General features: G+C 34.3%; 15 protein-coding genes. 13 read left to right on the top strand and 2 right to left on the bottom strand.

Going from position 1 to position 14,982, the window contains the following annotated elements; genetic code table 11:
- Nucleotides 1–98 precede the first annotated feature (98 nt).
- The 8 genes from ACQY44_RS06750 to ACQY44_RS06715 all read left to right on the top strand — a co-directional run bounded on the left by ACQY44_RS06750 (nucleotide 99) and on the right by ACQY44_RS06715 (nucleotide 8,557).
- Nucleotides 99–932, top strand: a complete 834-nt coding sequence (locus tag ACQY44_RS06750) for an AraC family transcriptional regulator (RefSeq protein WP_428229643.1) — start codon at nucleotides 99–101, stop codon at nucleotides 930–932.
- A gap of 72 nt (nucleotides 933–1,004) precedes the next feature.
- A complete protein-coding gene (locus ACQY44_RS06745) occupies nucleotides 1,005–1,391 on the top strand; it encodes a hypothetical protein (RefSeq protein WP_428229642.1) in 387 nt (128 codons plus the stop codon).
- A gap of 174 nt (nucleotides 1,392–1,565) precedes the next feature.
- A complete protein-coding gene (locus ACQY44_RS06740) occupies nucleotides 1,566–2,096 on the top strand; it encodes a DUF3347 domain-containing protein (protein ID WP_428229641.1) in 531 nt (176 codons plus the stop codon).
- A 2-nt stretch (nucleotides 2,097–2,098) separates the two neighbouring features.
- Nucleotides 2,099–2,659, top strand: coding sequence for an AraC family transcriptional regulator (locus ACQY44_RS06735; protein ID WP_428229640.1), 561 nt, complete (start codon nucleotides 2,099–2,101; stop codon nucleotides 2,657–2,659).
- Nucleotides 2,660–2,878: 219 nt separating this feature from the next.
- Nucleotides 2,879–5,419, top strand: a complete 2,541-nt coding sequence (locus ACQY44_RS06730; protein WP_428229639.1) for a heavy metal translocating P-type ATPase — start codon at nucleotides 2,879–2,881, stop codon at nucleotides 5,417–5,419.
- 9 nt (nucleotides 5,420–5,428) lie between these two features.
- A complete protein-coding gene (locus ACQY44_RS06725; RefSeq protein ID WP_428229638.1) occupies nucleotides 5,429–7,681 on the top strand; it encodes a multicopper oxidase domain-containing protein in 2,253 nt (750 codons plus the stop codon).
- An 86-nt stretch (nucleotides 7,682–7,767) separates the two neighbouring features.
- Complete coding sequence (locus ACQY44_RS06720) at nucleotides 7,768–8,151, top strand: hypothetical protein (protein WP_428229637.1); 384 nt, start codon at nucleotides 7,768–7,770, stop codon at nucleotides 8,149–8,151.
- A gap of 247 nt (nucleotides 8,152–8,398) precedes the next feature.
- Nucleotides 8,399–8,557: a hypothetical protein gene (locus ACQY44_RS06715; protein WP_428229636.1), complete on the top strand. Its 159-nt coding sequence runs from the start codon at nucleotides 8,399–8,401 to the stop codon at nucleotides 8,555–8,557.
- A 261-nt stretch (nucleotides 8,558–8,818) separates the two neighbouring features.
- Here the strand turns inward: ACQY44_RS06715 and ACQY44_RS06710 are convergent, their stop codons facing one another.
- A complete protein-coding gene (locus ACQY44_RS06710; RefSeq protein WP_428229635.1) occupies nucleotides 8,819–9,271 on the bottom strand; it encodes a DUF4442 domain-containing protein in 453 nt (150 codons plus the stop codon).
- Between the two features lie 231 nt (nucleotides 9,272–9,502).
- On the opposite strand from ACQY44_RS06710, the gene ACQY44_RS06705 reads away from it, so the two are divergent.
- The 5 genes from ACQY44_RS06705 to ACQY44_RS06685 all read left to right on the top strand — a co-directional run bounded on the left by ACQY44_RS06705 (nucleotide 9,503) and on the right by ACQY44_RS06685 (nucleotide 13,856).
- Nucleotides 9,503–9,982: a DUF4870 domain-containing protein gene (locus ACQY44_RS06705; protein WP_428229634.1), complete on the top strand. Its 480-nt coding sequence runs from the start codon at nucleotides 9,503–9,505 to the stop codon at nucleotides 9,980–9,982.
- Nucleotides 9,983–10,112: 130 nt separating this feature from the next.
- Entirely contained in the window at nucleotides 10,113–10,445 is a 333-nt protein-coding gene (locus tag ACQY44_RS06700; RefSeq protein WP_428229633.1) for a PadR family transcriptional regulator, read from the top strand.
- 2 nt (nucleotides 10,446–10,447) lie between these two features.
- Entirely contained in the window at nucleotides 10,448–12,169 is a 1,722-nt protein-coding gene (locus ACQY44_RS06695) for a PspC domain-containing protein (protein WP_428229632.1), read from the top strand.
- Between the two features lie 3 nt (nucleotides 12,170–12,172).
- Nucleotides 12,173–12,907 (top strand): head GIN domain-containing protein, encoded by a 735-nt coding sequence (locus ACQY44_RS06690; protein ID WP_428229631.1) that lies wholly within the window; start codon nucleotides 12,173–12,175, stop codon nucleotides 12,905–12,907.
- Between the two features lie 85 nt (nucleotides 12,908–12,992).
- Nucleotides 12,993–13,856 carry a GIN domain-containing protein gene (locus ACQY44_RS06685; protein WP_428229630.1) on the top strand — a complete coding sequence of 288 codons (864 nt, stop codon included), beginning with the start codon at nucleotides 12,993–12,995 and terminating at the stop codon, nucleotides 13,854–13,856.
- A 122-nt stretch (nucleotides 13,857–13,978) separates the two neighbouring features.
- Here ACQY44_RS06685 and trxB read toward each other — a convergent pair whose 3' ends face one another.
- Complete coding sequence (gene trxB, locus ACQY44_RS06680; protein WP_428229629.1) at nucleotides 13,979–14,926, bottom strand: thioredoxin-disulfide reductase; 948 nt, start codon at nucleotides 14,924–14,926, stop codon at nucleotides 13,979–13,981.
- Between the last annotated feature and the right edge of the window lie 56 nt (nucleotides 14,927–14,982).

The following is a 14,982-nucleotide window of genomic DNA, read 5'->3' as shown; positions in this document are numbered from 1 at the left end:
TTTTATAAGAAAGGAATAGATTTTCTATGGTGCAAATTTAACATGGTTTCGTTTAAAATAAATTGTACATTTGCGATATAAACTTGTATATTTAAGTTATGCCAAAATTAAATCAATTCAAAACTCTGGTCATTGATGAATTTGAAGATGAAAAATTTCACCTTCCGCCACATACACATACCTATTATGAAATCATCTATATCAGGAAAGGAAGCGGCGTTCACCATCTCAATAACAATCTATTACCTTATAAGTCGGGTGATCTGTTTGTAATCTCTCCGGAAGATGAGCATTATTTTGACATTAAAAAATCAACGCGCTTTTTCTATATTAAGTTTACTGACAATTATTTCAACTCAAAGCAAAACCTTACCTGCGATGAATTTCTAATTCATACCCCGGAAAGTTTCATGCGTGATAAAACACTAAAAGAAACGGTTTTAAAACTGGATGATCCCTGCAAAACAATATTAAAAAATACAATCGAAAACATTGCTGCCTATAATTGTAAAACTGATGTTTGGACCTCGCCTATTGTTTTTTATCAGATTCTTTCGATTTTTGGCTTAATCAAAGAAACCATGCGCGGTATGAATCTTGTCATTAAAGGAAATTCAATTGACAACGAACAAATTACGTCTTATATCCATCAGAATATTTACCAGCCCAAATTAGTTCAGATAAAAGTCATTGCAAATCATTTTAATATTGCCGAAACCTACTTTAGTGCTTATTTCAAAAGAACTTTTGCTATCAGCTATCGTGATTATATCCATAATTTGAGAACGACTTTGATCGAAAAGCGAATCCACAACAATCAATTGCCTATTAAGCAAATTGCCTACGAGTTTGGTTTTACAGATGAAAGCCACTTATCGAATTATTTTAAAAAGAGAAAAAACATGAAACCAACTGACTTTAAGAAAACATAATATTTGAAATGGTAAATAAATAGTAACGATTAAAAAAAATCTCTAAATTTGTACTACCAAATACAATTTTCATTGGCTAAAAAATTCCACATATTGTTTCTCTTTGTAACACTTGGCTTCTTTTTGATGTCCAATTTGAGTTATGCCTGTGGAAGAGCTGAAGAAAAAACTTCATGTGAGAAGAAAACAACTTCAAAAAAAGAGACTACTGATTCTTGTCAAAAAGATTGTTGCAAAAAAAATCAGAAGTCTAAGGAAGACCAACATGGCTGCAACGGAAAATGCGATCATTCCGGTTGCACAACTTCCGGGTTACAATATAGCTTAGTAGCCATAAATGAATTTGAATTCAATAACAATCTGTTCAATTTCTCTTTTGAAAAAGTAACCCCTTACTATAAAAACACTACTATTTCTGATGGTTTTACTTCGATCTGGTTACCACCAAAAATAAGATAATTCTATTTCTGACAGCCATAATTATTTTTCAGCCACAAAGGCTCTAAGATACTAAGGTTGTAAGCAAAAATTAAACTTTGCGTCTCTGCTCTTTTGCGAGACAATAACTTCCTGTAAAGATTAAAATTATTTAACTTAGAGAAAAATTTACATTCTCTATAAAAAACACATAAAATGAAAAATTCAATTTCAACTATAGCTGCAGCAATCACATTATTACTTACTGCAAATTTCGTTCAGGCAAATACAATCAAAACACAAACAACTTCAATCGAAATTGCTGATTCAAGTCAGTTACAAGCTGTTTATGATGCTTACTTTACGGTAAAAGATGCCTTAATTAAAAGTGATGCTAAGCTAACTTCTGCGAAAGCCACAGATTTATTGACTGCCATTACCGCCATAAAAATGGATAAATTAAAAACTAATGAACATACTGCCTGGATGAAAGTGGTAAAAAAACTAACCGCTGATGCAAAAAGTATCTCGACTACAACGGATCTTAAAAAACAACGTGAGACTTTCAAATCACTTTCAAAAAATACTTACGATTTAATTAAAGTTTCAAAATCAGATCAGGTGGTATACAAACAATACTGTCCAATGGCTGATGCAGACTGGTTAAGCAAAGAAAAAGCAGTTAAAAATCCATATTACGGCTCTTCAATGCTGACGTGCGGAAATGTGGTAGAAACCATAAAATAAATATGACACTCTACATCAGGAACATGGTGTGTGGTCGCTGTAAAATGGTTGTGAAGTCTGAGTTGGATAAACTCGGACTTCAGACTATTGCTGTTGAATTAGGCGAAGTAGAATTACAAGATGATATTACAGACAATTTAAAAGAAGTTTTGCTTAAAAACTTACAAAATCTGGGTTTTGATATTATTGATGGTAAAAAGAGTAAGACCATCGAAAAGATAAAAAATCTTATTGTCGATTTAGTCCATCATAAAAATAATGAACTTAAAATCAACTTGTCTGATTATTTAGTCGAAAACCTCAATCAGGATTATAGTACGCTTAGCAATCTGTTTTCAGAAATTGAAAACACTACCATTGAAAAATATTTTATCAGTCAAAAAATAGAAAAAGTAAAAGAGTTACTGATTTATAATGAACTATCTTTAAGCGAAATTGCCGATTTATTAAGCTATAGTAATGTAGCGCATTTGAGCAATCAGTTCAAGAAAATTACTGGTTTTACACCTACTTATTTTAAACAGCAGAAAGATAAAAAACGCATTCAAATAGAGAATTTGTAATTTTTTTAACCACAAAGAGCAAGGATTTACGCAAAGAACACAAAGTTATTTAAACAAAGCTTTGTGAACTTTGCGTTTTTATAAAATACAGTATATTACAAAATTTTGTGTCTTGGGTTAAATACCTTTCTAAATCTTACAAATCATTCTCAAAATTATACAACCCGAAGCAATCTTTACTTCGGAACTTTGCATTGTAATACCTTAAAAATAAAAACAATGACTCATCAATATGTAATTTCAGGAATGTCGTGTGATGGATGTCGAAAAAAAGTCGAAAAAACTTTAAATTCGATAGAAGGAATTCAGGCTACAGTAACTTTAGATCCTCCATTGGCTACTATCACTATGGACAAACATGTTCCGACTGAAAAATTCCAGGAAGTCTTATCCGAAGCCGGAAAGTATACTATTGAGATGGCTACTTCTCAAAACACTTCAGAACCTGCCACTACATCTTGTTGTTCTATTAAGAGTAATGACAGTTATGCCGGTCATCAACATAAAAAAGAATCGACAGCAGCAGATAATCACAACCCAACCGGAGTTTTTTATTGCCCAATGCATTGCGAAGGCGATAAAACCTATAACAAACCGGGAGATTGTCCGGTTTGCGGAATGGATTTAGTACCACAAGTTGCGATAACCAAAACTCAGTTTACCTGCCCAATGCATCCGGAAATCGTTTCAAACGAACCCGGTGATTGCCCAATTTGCGGAATGGATTTAGTTCCATTGCAAGCTTCTGAAAACGAAGAAAACAAAACGTATACTGACTTATTAAAGAAAATGAAGATTGCGGTATTATTTACGTTGCCCATCTTTATTATCTCGATGTCAGAAATGATTCCTAATAATCCACTTTTTAAAATAATGTCTATTGAAAATTGGAATTGGGTTCAGTTCTTATTTTCACTGCCGGTACTTTTTTACGCGGGCTGGATGTTTTTTGTCAGGGCCTATAAATCTATTATCACCTGGAATCTGAATATGTTTACGCTTATCGGGATTGGAACCGGAGTTGCTTTCTTATTTAGTATTGCCGGGATGTTTTTTCCGGATGTTTTTCCTTCTGAATTCAAATCCCATCATGGAACCATTCATTTGTATTTTGAAGCTGCAACAGTCATTATAACGTTGGTTTTATTAGGTCATTTATTAGAAGCCAAAGCACACGGACAAACTAACGGAGCTATAAAAGCATTGTTAAAACTGGCTCCAACCGAAGCCACTTTGGTAGAAAACGGAAATGATAAAGTAATCTCAATTCACAATATTAAAAAAGGAGATTTACTGCGCGTAAAACCAGGAGAGAAAATCCCGGTTGACGGGAAAATTATCACAGGAGAAAGCAGTATTGATGAGGCCATGATTACAGGAGAACCTATTCCGGTTGATAAAAAAGTTTACGATACCGTAATAGCCGGAACCATAAACGGAACAAAATCATTTGTCATGATAGCCGAAAAAGTCGGGTCAGAAACCTTGCTTTCGCAAATCATACAAATGGTCAATGATGCTAGCCGTTCGAGAGCACCCATTCAGAAATTAGCAGATCGCGTAGCCAAATATTTTGTGCCAACAGTGGTTATCATTTCTGTTATCACCTTTTTTGTATGGGCAAAATTTGGTCCTGAACCTACTTATATCTATGGATTGATCAATGCCATTGCAGTATTAATTATTGCCTGTCCTTGTGCTTTGGGATTGGCCACTCCAATGTCTGTAATGGTGGGCGTGGGTAAAGGTGCACAATTTGGTATCCTGATAAAAAATGCCGAAGCGCTGGAAAACATGAGCAAAATTGATGTTTTAATCACTGATAAAACAGGAACTATTACTGAAGGAAAACCATCTGTAGAGAAAATCTATGCCGTCAATAATAATGAAGATAATTTGCTGCAAAATATCGCGTCAATTAATCAACATAGTGAACATCCTTTGGCGCAAGCCGTAGTTAATTTTGCTAAAGCTAAAAATCAAACGATACTTGAAGTGCCCGACTTTGAAGCTATTGCCGGAAAAGGCGTTACAGGAACCGTCCATAACTCAAAAGTGGCATTGGGAAATAAAAAATTAATGCTTCAGGTTGGCGCTTCGGTTTCTGACGACATTGAAAACAAAATTGTAGCCGAACAAAACCTAGGCAAAACCGTTTCATATATTTCTATAGACAATGTTGTTTTAGGTTATGTAGCCATTACAGATGCCATCAAAGAAAACAGTGCAAAAGCGATCAAAGAGTTAATGGATCAAGGTGTTGAAGTGATTATGATGACAGGCGATAATAGCAATACTGCCAAAGCGGTTGCCGATCATTTGCATTTAAGCTCTTTTAAAGCCGATTGTCTTCCTGAAGACAAACTAAAAGAAATTCAGCGCTTGCAAGCCGAAGGTAAAATTGTAGCCATGGCGGGTGACGGAATCAACGATGCTCCTGCTTTAGCGCAAGCTAATATCGGGATCGCGATGGGAACCGGAACGGATGTTGCCATAGAAAGTGCCAAAATAACACTCGTAAAAGGAGACTTAAACGGAATCGTAAAAGCAAAAAAACTAAGTTATAATGTAATGAAAAACATCAAACAGAATCTCTTTTTTGCCTTTATATACAATGTTTTAGGTGTACCTATTGCAGCAGGTATTTTATATCCTGTATTCGGGATTTTGCTTTCGCCGATGTTAGCGGCTCTGGCCATGAGCCTGAGTTCCGTTTCGGTAATTGTAAATGCCTTACGATTGAGAAATCTAAAACTTTAAAAAATCAAGATGAAACCATATACTATTCTTATTGCCTTTTTGATCGCGTTTGGTGCAAACGCTCAAAAAGTTGTTCGTTATGATTTACATGTACGCGACACGATCGTAAGCTTTTCCGGAAAACAAAAACGTGCTCTTGCGGTTAACGGACAAATTCCGATGCCAACATTGAATTTTACTGAAGGCGATATTGCAGAAATCTATGTGCACAACGACTTAAAAAACGAAGATACAGCACTGCATTGGCACGGATTATTTTTACCCAATAAAGAAGACGGAGTTCCGTATTTAACCCAAATGCCAATAAAAGCAGGAACAACACATAAATATACTTTTCCCATTATCCAGAACGGAACGTATTGGTATCATAGCCATTCAGGCTTGCAGGAACAAATTGGTTTGTACGGACTTTTTATTATTAACAAAAAGAAAGACGATCCTACTTTTAGAAAAGGAATTGACGATCTGCTAACTGTTCCGGTTATTTTAAGTGAATGGACGGATCTGAAACCGGAGAATGTGCAACGAATGCTGCACAATGCCAATGATTGGTTTGCTATAAAAAAAGGAACTACTCAAAGTTACGCCGAAGCAATCAAACAAGGTCAGTTTTCGACAAAGGTCACGAACGAATGGAAACGCATGAATGCTATGGATGTGAGTGATGTTTATTATGAAAAATTCCTTATTAACGGGAAAAATGAAAACCAGCTTTCTCAATTTAAAGCCGGTGATAAAGTCAGATTACGAATTGCCAACGGAGGTGCTTCGAGTTATTTCTGGCTGACGTATGGCGGCGGAAAAATAACTGTGGTGGCCAGCGACGGAAACGATGTTGAACCTGTAGAAGTCGACCGTTTGATTATTGCCGTTTCTGAAACTTATGATGTGGTGGTTACAATTCCTGAAGATCATAAATCCTTTGCTTTTTTGGCTACAGCCGAAGACAGGACCGGATCTGCTTCTTTATTTTTAGGCGAAGGAGCTAAACAACCTGTCAAAAATCTTCCGAAATTGAAATATTTTGAAGGGATGAAGATGATGAATGACATGATGAAGATGAACGGCGAAATGAATGATATGGGCATGAAAATGTCTCTCAATAAAATGGACATGAATGCCGTAATGTATCCTGAAATTTCCGGTGAAGATGAATCTGTAAAGCCTGAAGATCATTCAATGCATAATATGGAAGGCATGAAAATGGACGATATGAAAATGCCTAGCGATACTACAGAAGTTGCCGAAATTACGACTTTGAATTATGGAATGTTAAAATCACCTACCAAAACAACATTGCCCAAAGATGCGCCTGTAAAAGAATTACGATTTGAATTATCGGGCAATATGAATCGTTATGTTTGGAGTTTAGACAATAAAGTAATTTCTGAAACGGATAAAATCTTAATCAAAAAAGGCGAAAACGTCAGGATTGTATTGTATAACGGATCGATGATGCGTCACCCGATGCATTTGCACGGACACGATTTCAGGATTCTGAACGAACACGGTGATTATTCTCCGCTCAAGAATGTAATTGATATTATGCCCATGGAAACCGATACCATCGAATTTCAGGCCAATGCCGATGGCGATTGGTTTTTTCATTGCCATATACTATATCATATGATGGCGGGAATGGGACGTGTTTTTACTTATGAAAATTCGACACCAAATCCGTTGATTCATGATCCTAAGATGGCTTATAAAATGCTAAAAATGGACGATCGTATGTTTCATTTTATGGCTGAAAATGATTTTGCTTCAAACGGAAATGACGGTGAAGCAATGTTAGGTAACACACGATGGAGCATTGGAACAGAATGGAGACTGGGTTACAATGACAAACACGGTTATGAAACAGAAACACATATTGGCCGCTATATTGGCAAAATGCAATGGTTTATGCCTTTTATAGGTTTTGACTGGCGCTACAGAAGAATGGGAATGGACGAACAGGAACAAAATATGTTTGGGCAAACCAATACCAAAGACAATCGTTCGGTTTTTAGTGCGGGTATGGAATATACATTGCCAATGCTTGTAAAAGCTCAGGTTGAAGTGTATACCGATGGAAATGTGAGGATACAGTTTGAGCGAAAAGATATTCCGCTTTCCAGACGTTTGCGAATGAACCTGATGTGGAATACTGATAAGGAGTATATGGCCGGTTTAAAATATATTGTGGCAAGAAACTTCGGAATCACAACACATTATGATAGTGATATGGGAGTTGGTTTTGGATTGAATTTGAATTATTGATATATTTAAATTGAGAAAAATATTACATTAACATAAAAAAAGTTCCATTTTGCAAAATAAAAATCAGAATTATTAAGAAATAAATTATGGAAGAACGATATTGTTACATTGAATTTGAGTTTACAGATAACAACAACTTTGAAGATTTAAAATATATTTTCGAAATAATAAAAGACACTAAAAATAACTCAATCAAAAGAGATGATAAATTTTGGATTGAAATATTTCCTAAATATGCATTAGAAAAATTCACATTCTCAAATTCAGATTTAAAACCAAACTTTAATACAGCTCAAGAAACCGAGATCAATTGGCACTTTTATTCTTTTATTGAATTGTTATCTATACATTACGAAATCCAATATATTGATTTAAAAAAGATAAAGCATGACAACGGTTTACTTCTATACGATGCATATTCTTATCCATATGGAGGTAGATGGCCTTATCGAGTTTATAAAATCTTTTAATTGTTTTCCTAAGTTATACAATGATGGCACTGGCATTTATAATTATAATAATGAAGATTAAGAAATTAAAAATGAAACTTCTTTACTTAAAAAATATTAGAAAGCCCTTTAATCTGCTTGGAAGCCTCAATAAAAAATAAACATCATTCTTAAAAACACTAAAAATTCCAAACGAAATAGCATTATATTTGAGACACAATCTTCAATCAAAAAATGAAAAATACCTAACAATTAAATTATATAAAAAATGAAAAAATTATTTGCCGTTTTAGCCATCGCTTTATTTACAATTGGTCTACAAGCACAAGACACAAAACCGGCTCCTAAAAAAGAAAAAGCGAAGAAAGAATCTTGCTGCAAAAAAACAGCTGACAGCAAAGACAAAAAATGTTGCGCTAAAAAATAATCGCAATCTATGTTTTACCAAAAAGGCTTCAAATATATTCGAAGCCTTTTTTTATGGTTGTTTTTTTTCGCCACAAATTCCACAAATTTTCGCGAATTATTTTTTCTACAAAATGCATAAGCATTTTGAATTTGTGGAAATTCGTGAAATTCGTGGCAAAAACTATGTTGCTAACTTTGACAAAGTTTGAAACTTTGTCAAAGTTCTTTATCTAGAAATCATTTTAATCCATTTAATCTGTGGCAAAAGAACTTTCAAAAACTATTTCAATCTTACACTCCATTCAAAATCCATTTCAGAAACCTGGACTCCTTCTTCATTTGTCCCTATAGATTTCATCCAGAAAGTTTGCCCCTCGCCTGTTGCAATTGTTCTTTTGATAGCATCAGCTATTAAATGCCCATCGTTGCAGACAAATGTTATTCTTCCTGTTGCTTTTTTGGTAAAGTTTCCTTTATTGTTGGCGACCAGCATGGAGATCTTTTTTCCGCTTTGCTGAATTTGCGAGATGACCAAAGCTCCCGTTGTTAACTCTGCCGCCATTGCCTGAACAGCAAAATACATCGAGTTAAAAGGATTCTGATTGATCCATCTGTGTTTCACACTTACCACGCATCTATCTTCGTCGATTGCCTTTACACGCACACCACAGATGTATGCTGATGGTAATTTGAATAATACAAATTTGTTGAGTTTTGAAACTGATAGTGCCATGATATTTATTTTTTTATGTAAAAATACAAAAAAACTATGCACGCACAATAAATCGCAATTACTTTCCTAAAAAACCAACAAAATCAATCCCTGCGAGTGGTTTTCAATGCATTATAATCATTTTTAAAATTTCAACTTTGTTAAAATTTTGTTAATATTTGGTACTATGCAAAACCAGATACTGTCTTTTGACCATATATTTGCATAAGAAATTACTATATACTTTTAATCATGGAAACAACAACACCACTCATCATGGAAACAACATCAGAAAAAAACACTGCAACGTTCACACACTTAAGCACTTTAAGCCAGTACATCATTCCGTTTGGAAATTATATTTTTCCAATATTAATCTGGACGAGTTACAAAGACAAATCAGAATTTGTAAATCACCACGGAAAACAAGCCTTAAATTTTCAATTAAGCCTGTTACTTTACACGTTAATTTTAGCGTTAATTGCAATTCCGATTTTCATCACTGTTTTTTTACAAAACATTCCTTTGGAAGCTGTTTTTAATGACGAAGATTTCATCATCAGAAATTTTGATTTTCATGGAAATATTGCATTACTAAGTATTGGAGCAACGGCAGTTTTACTTTTTGGGGTATTAAAATTTGTTGAATTCTTTTTAGTCATTTATGCTTCAATAAAAACTTCAAACGGAGAATTGTATAAATATCCGCTAACGATTCCTTTTATAAAGTAAGCTGTTAAAATTAAAAGTTATAGTCGAAACTTTACAGGCAATCAACAGGAATTGTTTCGAAATCAATCATCAATCAATCATCATCAATCAAAAAACGAATTGTTCAATCTAAAAAAAACAAAATGAAATTATGAACATTGAAAACACAAAAGCACAGATGCGCAAAGGTGTTCTTGAGTTTTGCATCTTATCCGTATTAAAAGAAAAAGACGCATACACATCAGAAATATTAGACACTTTAAAAAACGCAAAATTACTAGTTGTTGAGGGCACAGTTTACCCGCTTCTAACCAGGCTGAAAAACGACGGTTTGCTAAATTATCGTTGGGAAGAATCGACTTCAGGACCACCACGAAAGTATTATGGATTAACCGAAATAGGACAAACATTTTTAAACGAACTTAGCGGTACCTGGACAGAATTGTCTGACGCCGTAAATCTAATCACCAATCAAAAACAATAGTCATGAACAAAACAGTAAATATTAACTTAGGCGGTATGTCTTTTCACATTGATGAAGATGCATATTTAAAATTGACACGCTATTTTGACGCTATAAAACGATCACTAAACAACTCATCTGGTCAGGATGAAATCATTAAAGATATCGAAATGCGTATTTCTGAATTATTAACAGAAAAACAAAAAAGCGAAAAACATGTTGTGGGACTGAAAGACGTTGATGAGGTGATTGTAGTAATGGGGCAACCTGAAGATTATATCCTTGAAGACGAAGAAAGACCTAATCAGTCTTTTAATGATTACAGCACCAGAAAACACAAAAAATTATACCGAGATAAAGAAAAAGGGATGATTGGTGGTGTAGCAACCGGTCTCGGACATTATTTTGGGATTGACGCTGTCTGGATAAAAATTCTATTCCTGGTATTTGTTTTTGCAGGTTTTGGAACTGGGATTTTAGCGTATTTTGTTCTTTGGATTGTAACTCCGGAAGCAGTTACAACATCTGAAAAATTAGAAATGACCGGCGAGCCGGTAACTATTTCGAACATTGAGAAAAAAGTACGTGAGGAAATTGAATCATTATCTGATAAATTTAAAAGTGCAGATTATGACAAAATGGGAAACCAGGTAAAGTCGGGAGCTGAGAGAATAAGTAGTTCATTTGGAGACTTTATAATGACGGTTTTTAAAATCTTCGCTAAATTTTTAGGAGTGATCTTAATCATGTCAGGTCTTAGTGTTCTGATTATGTTATTGATTGGCGTTTTTACTTTAGGAACGAATGTTTTTGTTGATTTTCCCTGGCAAAACTTCGTTGAAGCCGGAAACTTTACAGATTATCCTATCTGGTCATTTGGCTTGTTAATGTTCTTTGCAGTTGGAATTCCGTTTTTCTTTTTGACACTTTTAGGTTTCAAATTGCTGTCTCCAAACTTAAAATCTATCGGAAATATTATAAAATATACTTTGTTAGCGATTTGGATTATTGCAGTTGCCATTGTTATCAGCATCGGAATTAAGCAAGCTACTGAAATTTCATACGATAATAAAACCGTAGAGAAAAAAGCACTTAATATTAATGCAAAAGATACGCTTTTCGTAAAATTCAGATACAATGATTATTATGCAAAAGATTTGAATCACTACAGAGAATTTGAATTTGTACAAGATTCGGCCAACAATCAATTATTGTATTCAAATGATGTTCGTTTACATGTTTTACGCACTGATGAAGCTACTCCTTTTATTCAGATAGAGAAAAGTGCACGAGGAAATTCATTCATTTCAGCTAAACAGAGAGCAGAAAAAATTAATTATAAGTTTCAAATTAAAGGAAATCATTTAATTTTGGACAATTATTTTCTTACAGATGTAAAAAACAAATTCAGAGGTCAGGAAGTTGATGTGTATTTGTACTTGCCTGAGGGACAACTTTTCAAGCCAGATGCATCTGTTCAGGATTACGATGATTCTGAGAATGAATTTTTCAACCTGCATTTTAGTGGTGATTATAACTACAAAGTTGAAGGTTCTAAAATCAAATGCCTGAATTGCCCATCAGAAGAAAACGACTATAATGACACAGACGAAGCAAACGGTATTAAAAATGATACTGTAAATGAAGTTTCGGTTAAAATTAATGGGAAAGAAATTTTAAACGGAAAAAAAACCAACGGAAGATTAACCACTGACAAAAACGGAGTCATAATCAAAATTAACTAAGCCATGATAAAAATAATCATTCATATTACACAATTCATTATTGCGACTATTACCGCATTATTGTTTGCCTCTTGTAACTTAAACGTGAACACAATTGATGGAAACGGAAATGTTACGACCGAAAAAAGAATTGTTCACGGAGATTTTAAAAATGTTTCTGTTAGCAATGCGATCGATTTAGTCATCATACAGTCTGATTCTACTGAAATTACTGTCGAAGCAGACAGCAACCTTCAGAAAGAAATTATAACTACAGTTGAAAACGGAACGCTTGTCGTAAAATGCAAATACAGTTCTTTCAGAAATATTACCAAGAAAAAAGTAACCGTAAAAATGCCTAACATTGACAAACTTGAAGCTTCAAGTGCCGCTTCTATATCAAGTAAAGGCATACTTCAGGGACAGGATATTAATCTGGAAACCTCAAGTGCATCAACGATGGATGTGACTGTAGAATCTGATAACATTACTTGTGAATCCAGTAGTGCAAGTTCGATAAAAGTAGAAGGAAAAGCTTTAAAAATCAGAACATCAGCTTCAAGCGGGGCAACTATCAATGCCAAAAAATTATTAGCTAATGAAGTTCACGCAGAAGCTTCAAGCGGTGCAAATATAAATGTTCACCCAATTGTAAGCTTAAGGGCGGAGGCCAACAGCGGAGGAAGTATCAATTATGATATTGCACCAAAAACAATAGAGAAAACTTCGAATTCAGGAGGAAGTATCAGTCAGGGATAAACCATATTTATCTGTTAAATATAAAAAAATCATTCATCGAAAGTGGATGATTTTTTTATATTTGTGAAAATCAAATTTAGAATTAATGAAAAAAAATACAGCCTTACTCCTATTATTACTGATTACAACGCTAACTTTTGGTCAAAGAAGAGAAAAAATAAAAGGATCTAAAATCGTAACCACTTCGGCAAAAGAAGTAGGAGAATTTGACGGTATTGAAGTTGATGATAATTTAGAGGTCTATCTGGAAAGAGGAGAAAAAAACGAAATCAAAATTGAAGCCGACGATAATTTACATGATATTGTCGCCATGGATTTAAGAGAAAAAGTACTTCGCTTATACACTTCTAAAGAAAGCACTATTTTCAAAAAACTAACTGTTCGTGTTATCTATACAAAATCATTAAAAAGTGTAATTGCAAAAAATGACGCGGTAGTTTATGCCATTCAGGAACTTCAGCTGGATAACATTACCTTTAATAGTTTTGATTATTCGAAATTATTCCTAAACGTAAACTCAAAAAAATTCGCATTATTTGCTGATGACAAATCAAAGACCGAACTGAACTTAAAATCAGAAGAAGCCAATTTACAACTGAGTAAAAACTCTTCGATAAAAACATTAGTATCTGCCATAAAATTCAAATGCGATTTATATCAAAAAGGTACAGCAAATATTGAAGGTATTGCAGACAAAGCAACGATTCGTTTAGATAATAATTCCGTTTTTACAGGAACAAAATTTACTTTGAAAGAAGCTAATGTTACGACGGAAGGTTCCGCAGTAGCTATCATTCTGGCTGATACAAGTATCTCAATTGCAGCAGGAGACAAATCAGAAATTACTTTATATGGCAGTCCAAAAATTGAACTTACGCGTTTTAGTGAAGAAGCAAAATTAATTAAGAAACCAGGTGCTACTGTTGTAAAAGCAAAACCATCACTGTAAAACAGATTTTTAGTAATTAAAAAGATCTCAAAGCTCTATAAAAAAAGTCCCGTTCAATTAAGAACGGGACTTTTTATTTTGACAATTTTCAGATTTAAGTTCCAAAAATCTGAAACAAATTCTTATTCTTTTGATGCCAGATATCTTTCAGCATCTAAAGCGGCCATACATCCTGTACCTGCAGCAGTGATAGCCTGACGGTATACATGATCAGCAGCATCACCAGCGACAAAAACACCCGGTACATTTGTATTAGAGGTTCCCGGAGTATTTACGATATATCCTGTTTCATCAAGAGTGATATAATCTGCAAAAATATCTGTGTTTGGTTTGTGACCAATGGCAACGAAAAATCCTGTAGCTGGAATTTCAACAACTTCAGCAGTAGTTTTATTCAACGCTTTTATGCCGTGTACCACATTTCCATCTCCTAACACTTCAACCGTATCATGGTTTAGTAAAATTTCGATATTCTCTGTTTTGCGCACGCGTTCTTCCATAATTTTAGAAGCACGGAATTTTTCACTTCTTACCAACATCGTTACTTTTTTACAAAGTTTAGATAAGTAATGCGCTTCTTCACAAGCAGAATCTCCCGCTCCAACAATTACAACTTCCTGATTACGGTAGAAAAATCCGTCACAAACGGCACAAGCAGAAACTCCGCCACCCATTTGTAAATAATGTTGTTCTGACGGCAATCCTAAATATTTCGCAGATGCTCCTGTAGAAATAATAACTGTTTCACAGTGCAATTCGATAGAATCGTTAATCCAAACTTTATGAATATCTCCTGAAAAATCAACTTTAGTAGCCCAACCGTCACGGATGTCTGAACCAAAACGTTTTGCTTGCTCTTGCAATTGAACCATCATTTCAGGTCCTGTAACACCATCAACATAACCTGGGAAATTTTCTACTTCATTTGTTGTAGTCAACTGACCACCTGGTTGCATTCCCTGATATAAAACTGGATTCATATTTGCTCTGGCAGCATAAATAGCTGCAGTATAACCTGCTGGACCAGAACCAATAATTAGGCATTTAATTTTTTCGATTGTATCTGACATAATTATGATCGTATTAATAATTGATGGTGCAAAAGTAAGTTTTTATTGTTGGAAAA

The organism is Flavobacterium sp. (assembly GCF_965277525.1).
In the GTDB taxonomy this organism is placed as follows: domain Bacteria; phylum Bacteroidota; class Bacteroidia; order Flavobacteriales; family Flavobacteriaceae; genus Flavobacterium.
The sequence above is the reverse complement of the archived record's forward strand: the minus strand, read 5'-3'. Positions and strand labels throughout refer to the sequence as shown.

Coding starts and splice junctions, on each gene's coding strand:
- ACQY44_RS06750 (WP_428229643.1), top strand. CDS start 99: ATGCCAAAATTAAATCAATTCAAAACTCTGGTCATTGATGAATTTGAA.
- ACQY44_RS06740 (WP_428229641.1), top strand. CDS start 1,566: ATGAAAAATTCAATTTCAACTATAGCTGCAGCAATCACATTATTACTT.
- ACQY44_RS06735 (WP_428229640.1), top strand. CDS start 2,099: ATGACACTCTACATCAGGAACATGGTGTGTGGTCGCTGTAAAATGGTT.
- ACQY44_RS06730 (WP_428229639.1), top strand. CDS start 2,879: ATGACTCATCAATATGTAATTTCAGGAATGTCGTGTGATGGATGTCGA.
- ACQY44_RS06725 (WP_428229638.1), top strand. CDS start 5,429: ATGAAACCATATACTATTCTTATTGCCTTTTTGATCGCGTTTGGTGCA.
- ACQY44_RS06720 (WP_428229637.1), top strand. CDS start 7,768: ATGGAAGAACGATATTGTTACATTGAATTTGAGTTTACAGATAACAAC.
- ACQY44_RS06715 (WP_428229636.1), top strand. CDS start 8,399: ATGAAAAAATTATTTGCCGTTTTAGCCATCGCTTTATTTACAATTGGT.
- ACQY44_RS06710 (WP_428229635.1), bottom strand. CDS start 9,271: ATGGCACTATCAGTTTCAAAACTCAACAAATTTGTATTATTCAAATTA.
- ACQY44_RS06705 (WP_428229634.1), top strand. CDS start 9,503: ATGGAAACAACAACACCACTCATCATGGAAACAACATCAGAAAAAAAC.
- ACQY44_RS06700 (WP_428229633.1), top strand. CDS start 10,113: ATGAACATTGAAAACACAAAAGCACAGATGCGCAAAGGTGTTCTTGAG.
- ACQY44_RS06695 (WP_428229632.1), top strand. CDS start 10,448: ATGAACAAAACAGTAAATATTAACTTAGGCGGTATGTCTTTTCACATT.
- ACQY44_RS06690 (WP_428229631.1), top strand. CDS start 12,173: ATGATAAAAATAATCATTCATATTACACAATTCATTATTGCGACTATT.
- ACQY44_RS06685 (WP_428229630.1), top strand. CDS start 12,993: ATGAAAAAAAATACAGCCTTACTCCTATTATTACTGATTACAACGCTA.
- trxB (WP_428229629.1), bottom strand. CDS start 14,926: ATGTCAGATACAATCGAAAAAATTAAATGCCTAATTATTGGTTCTGGT.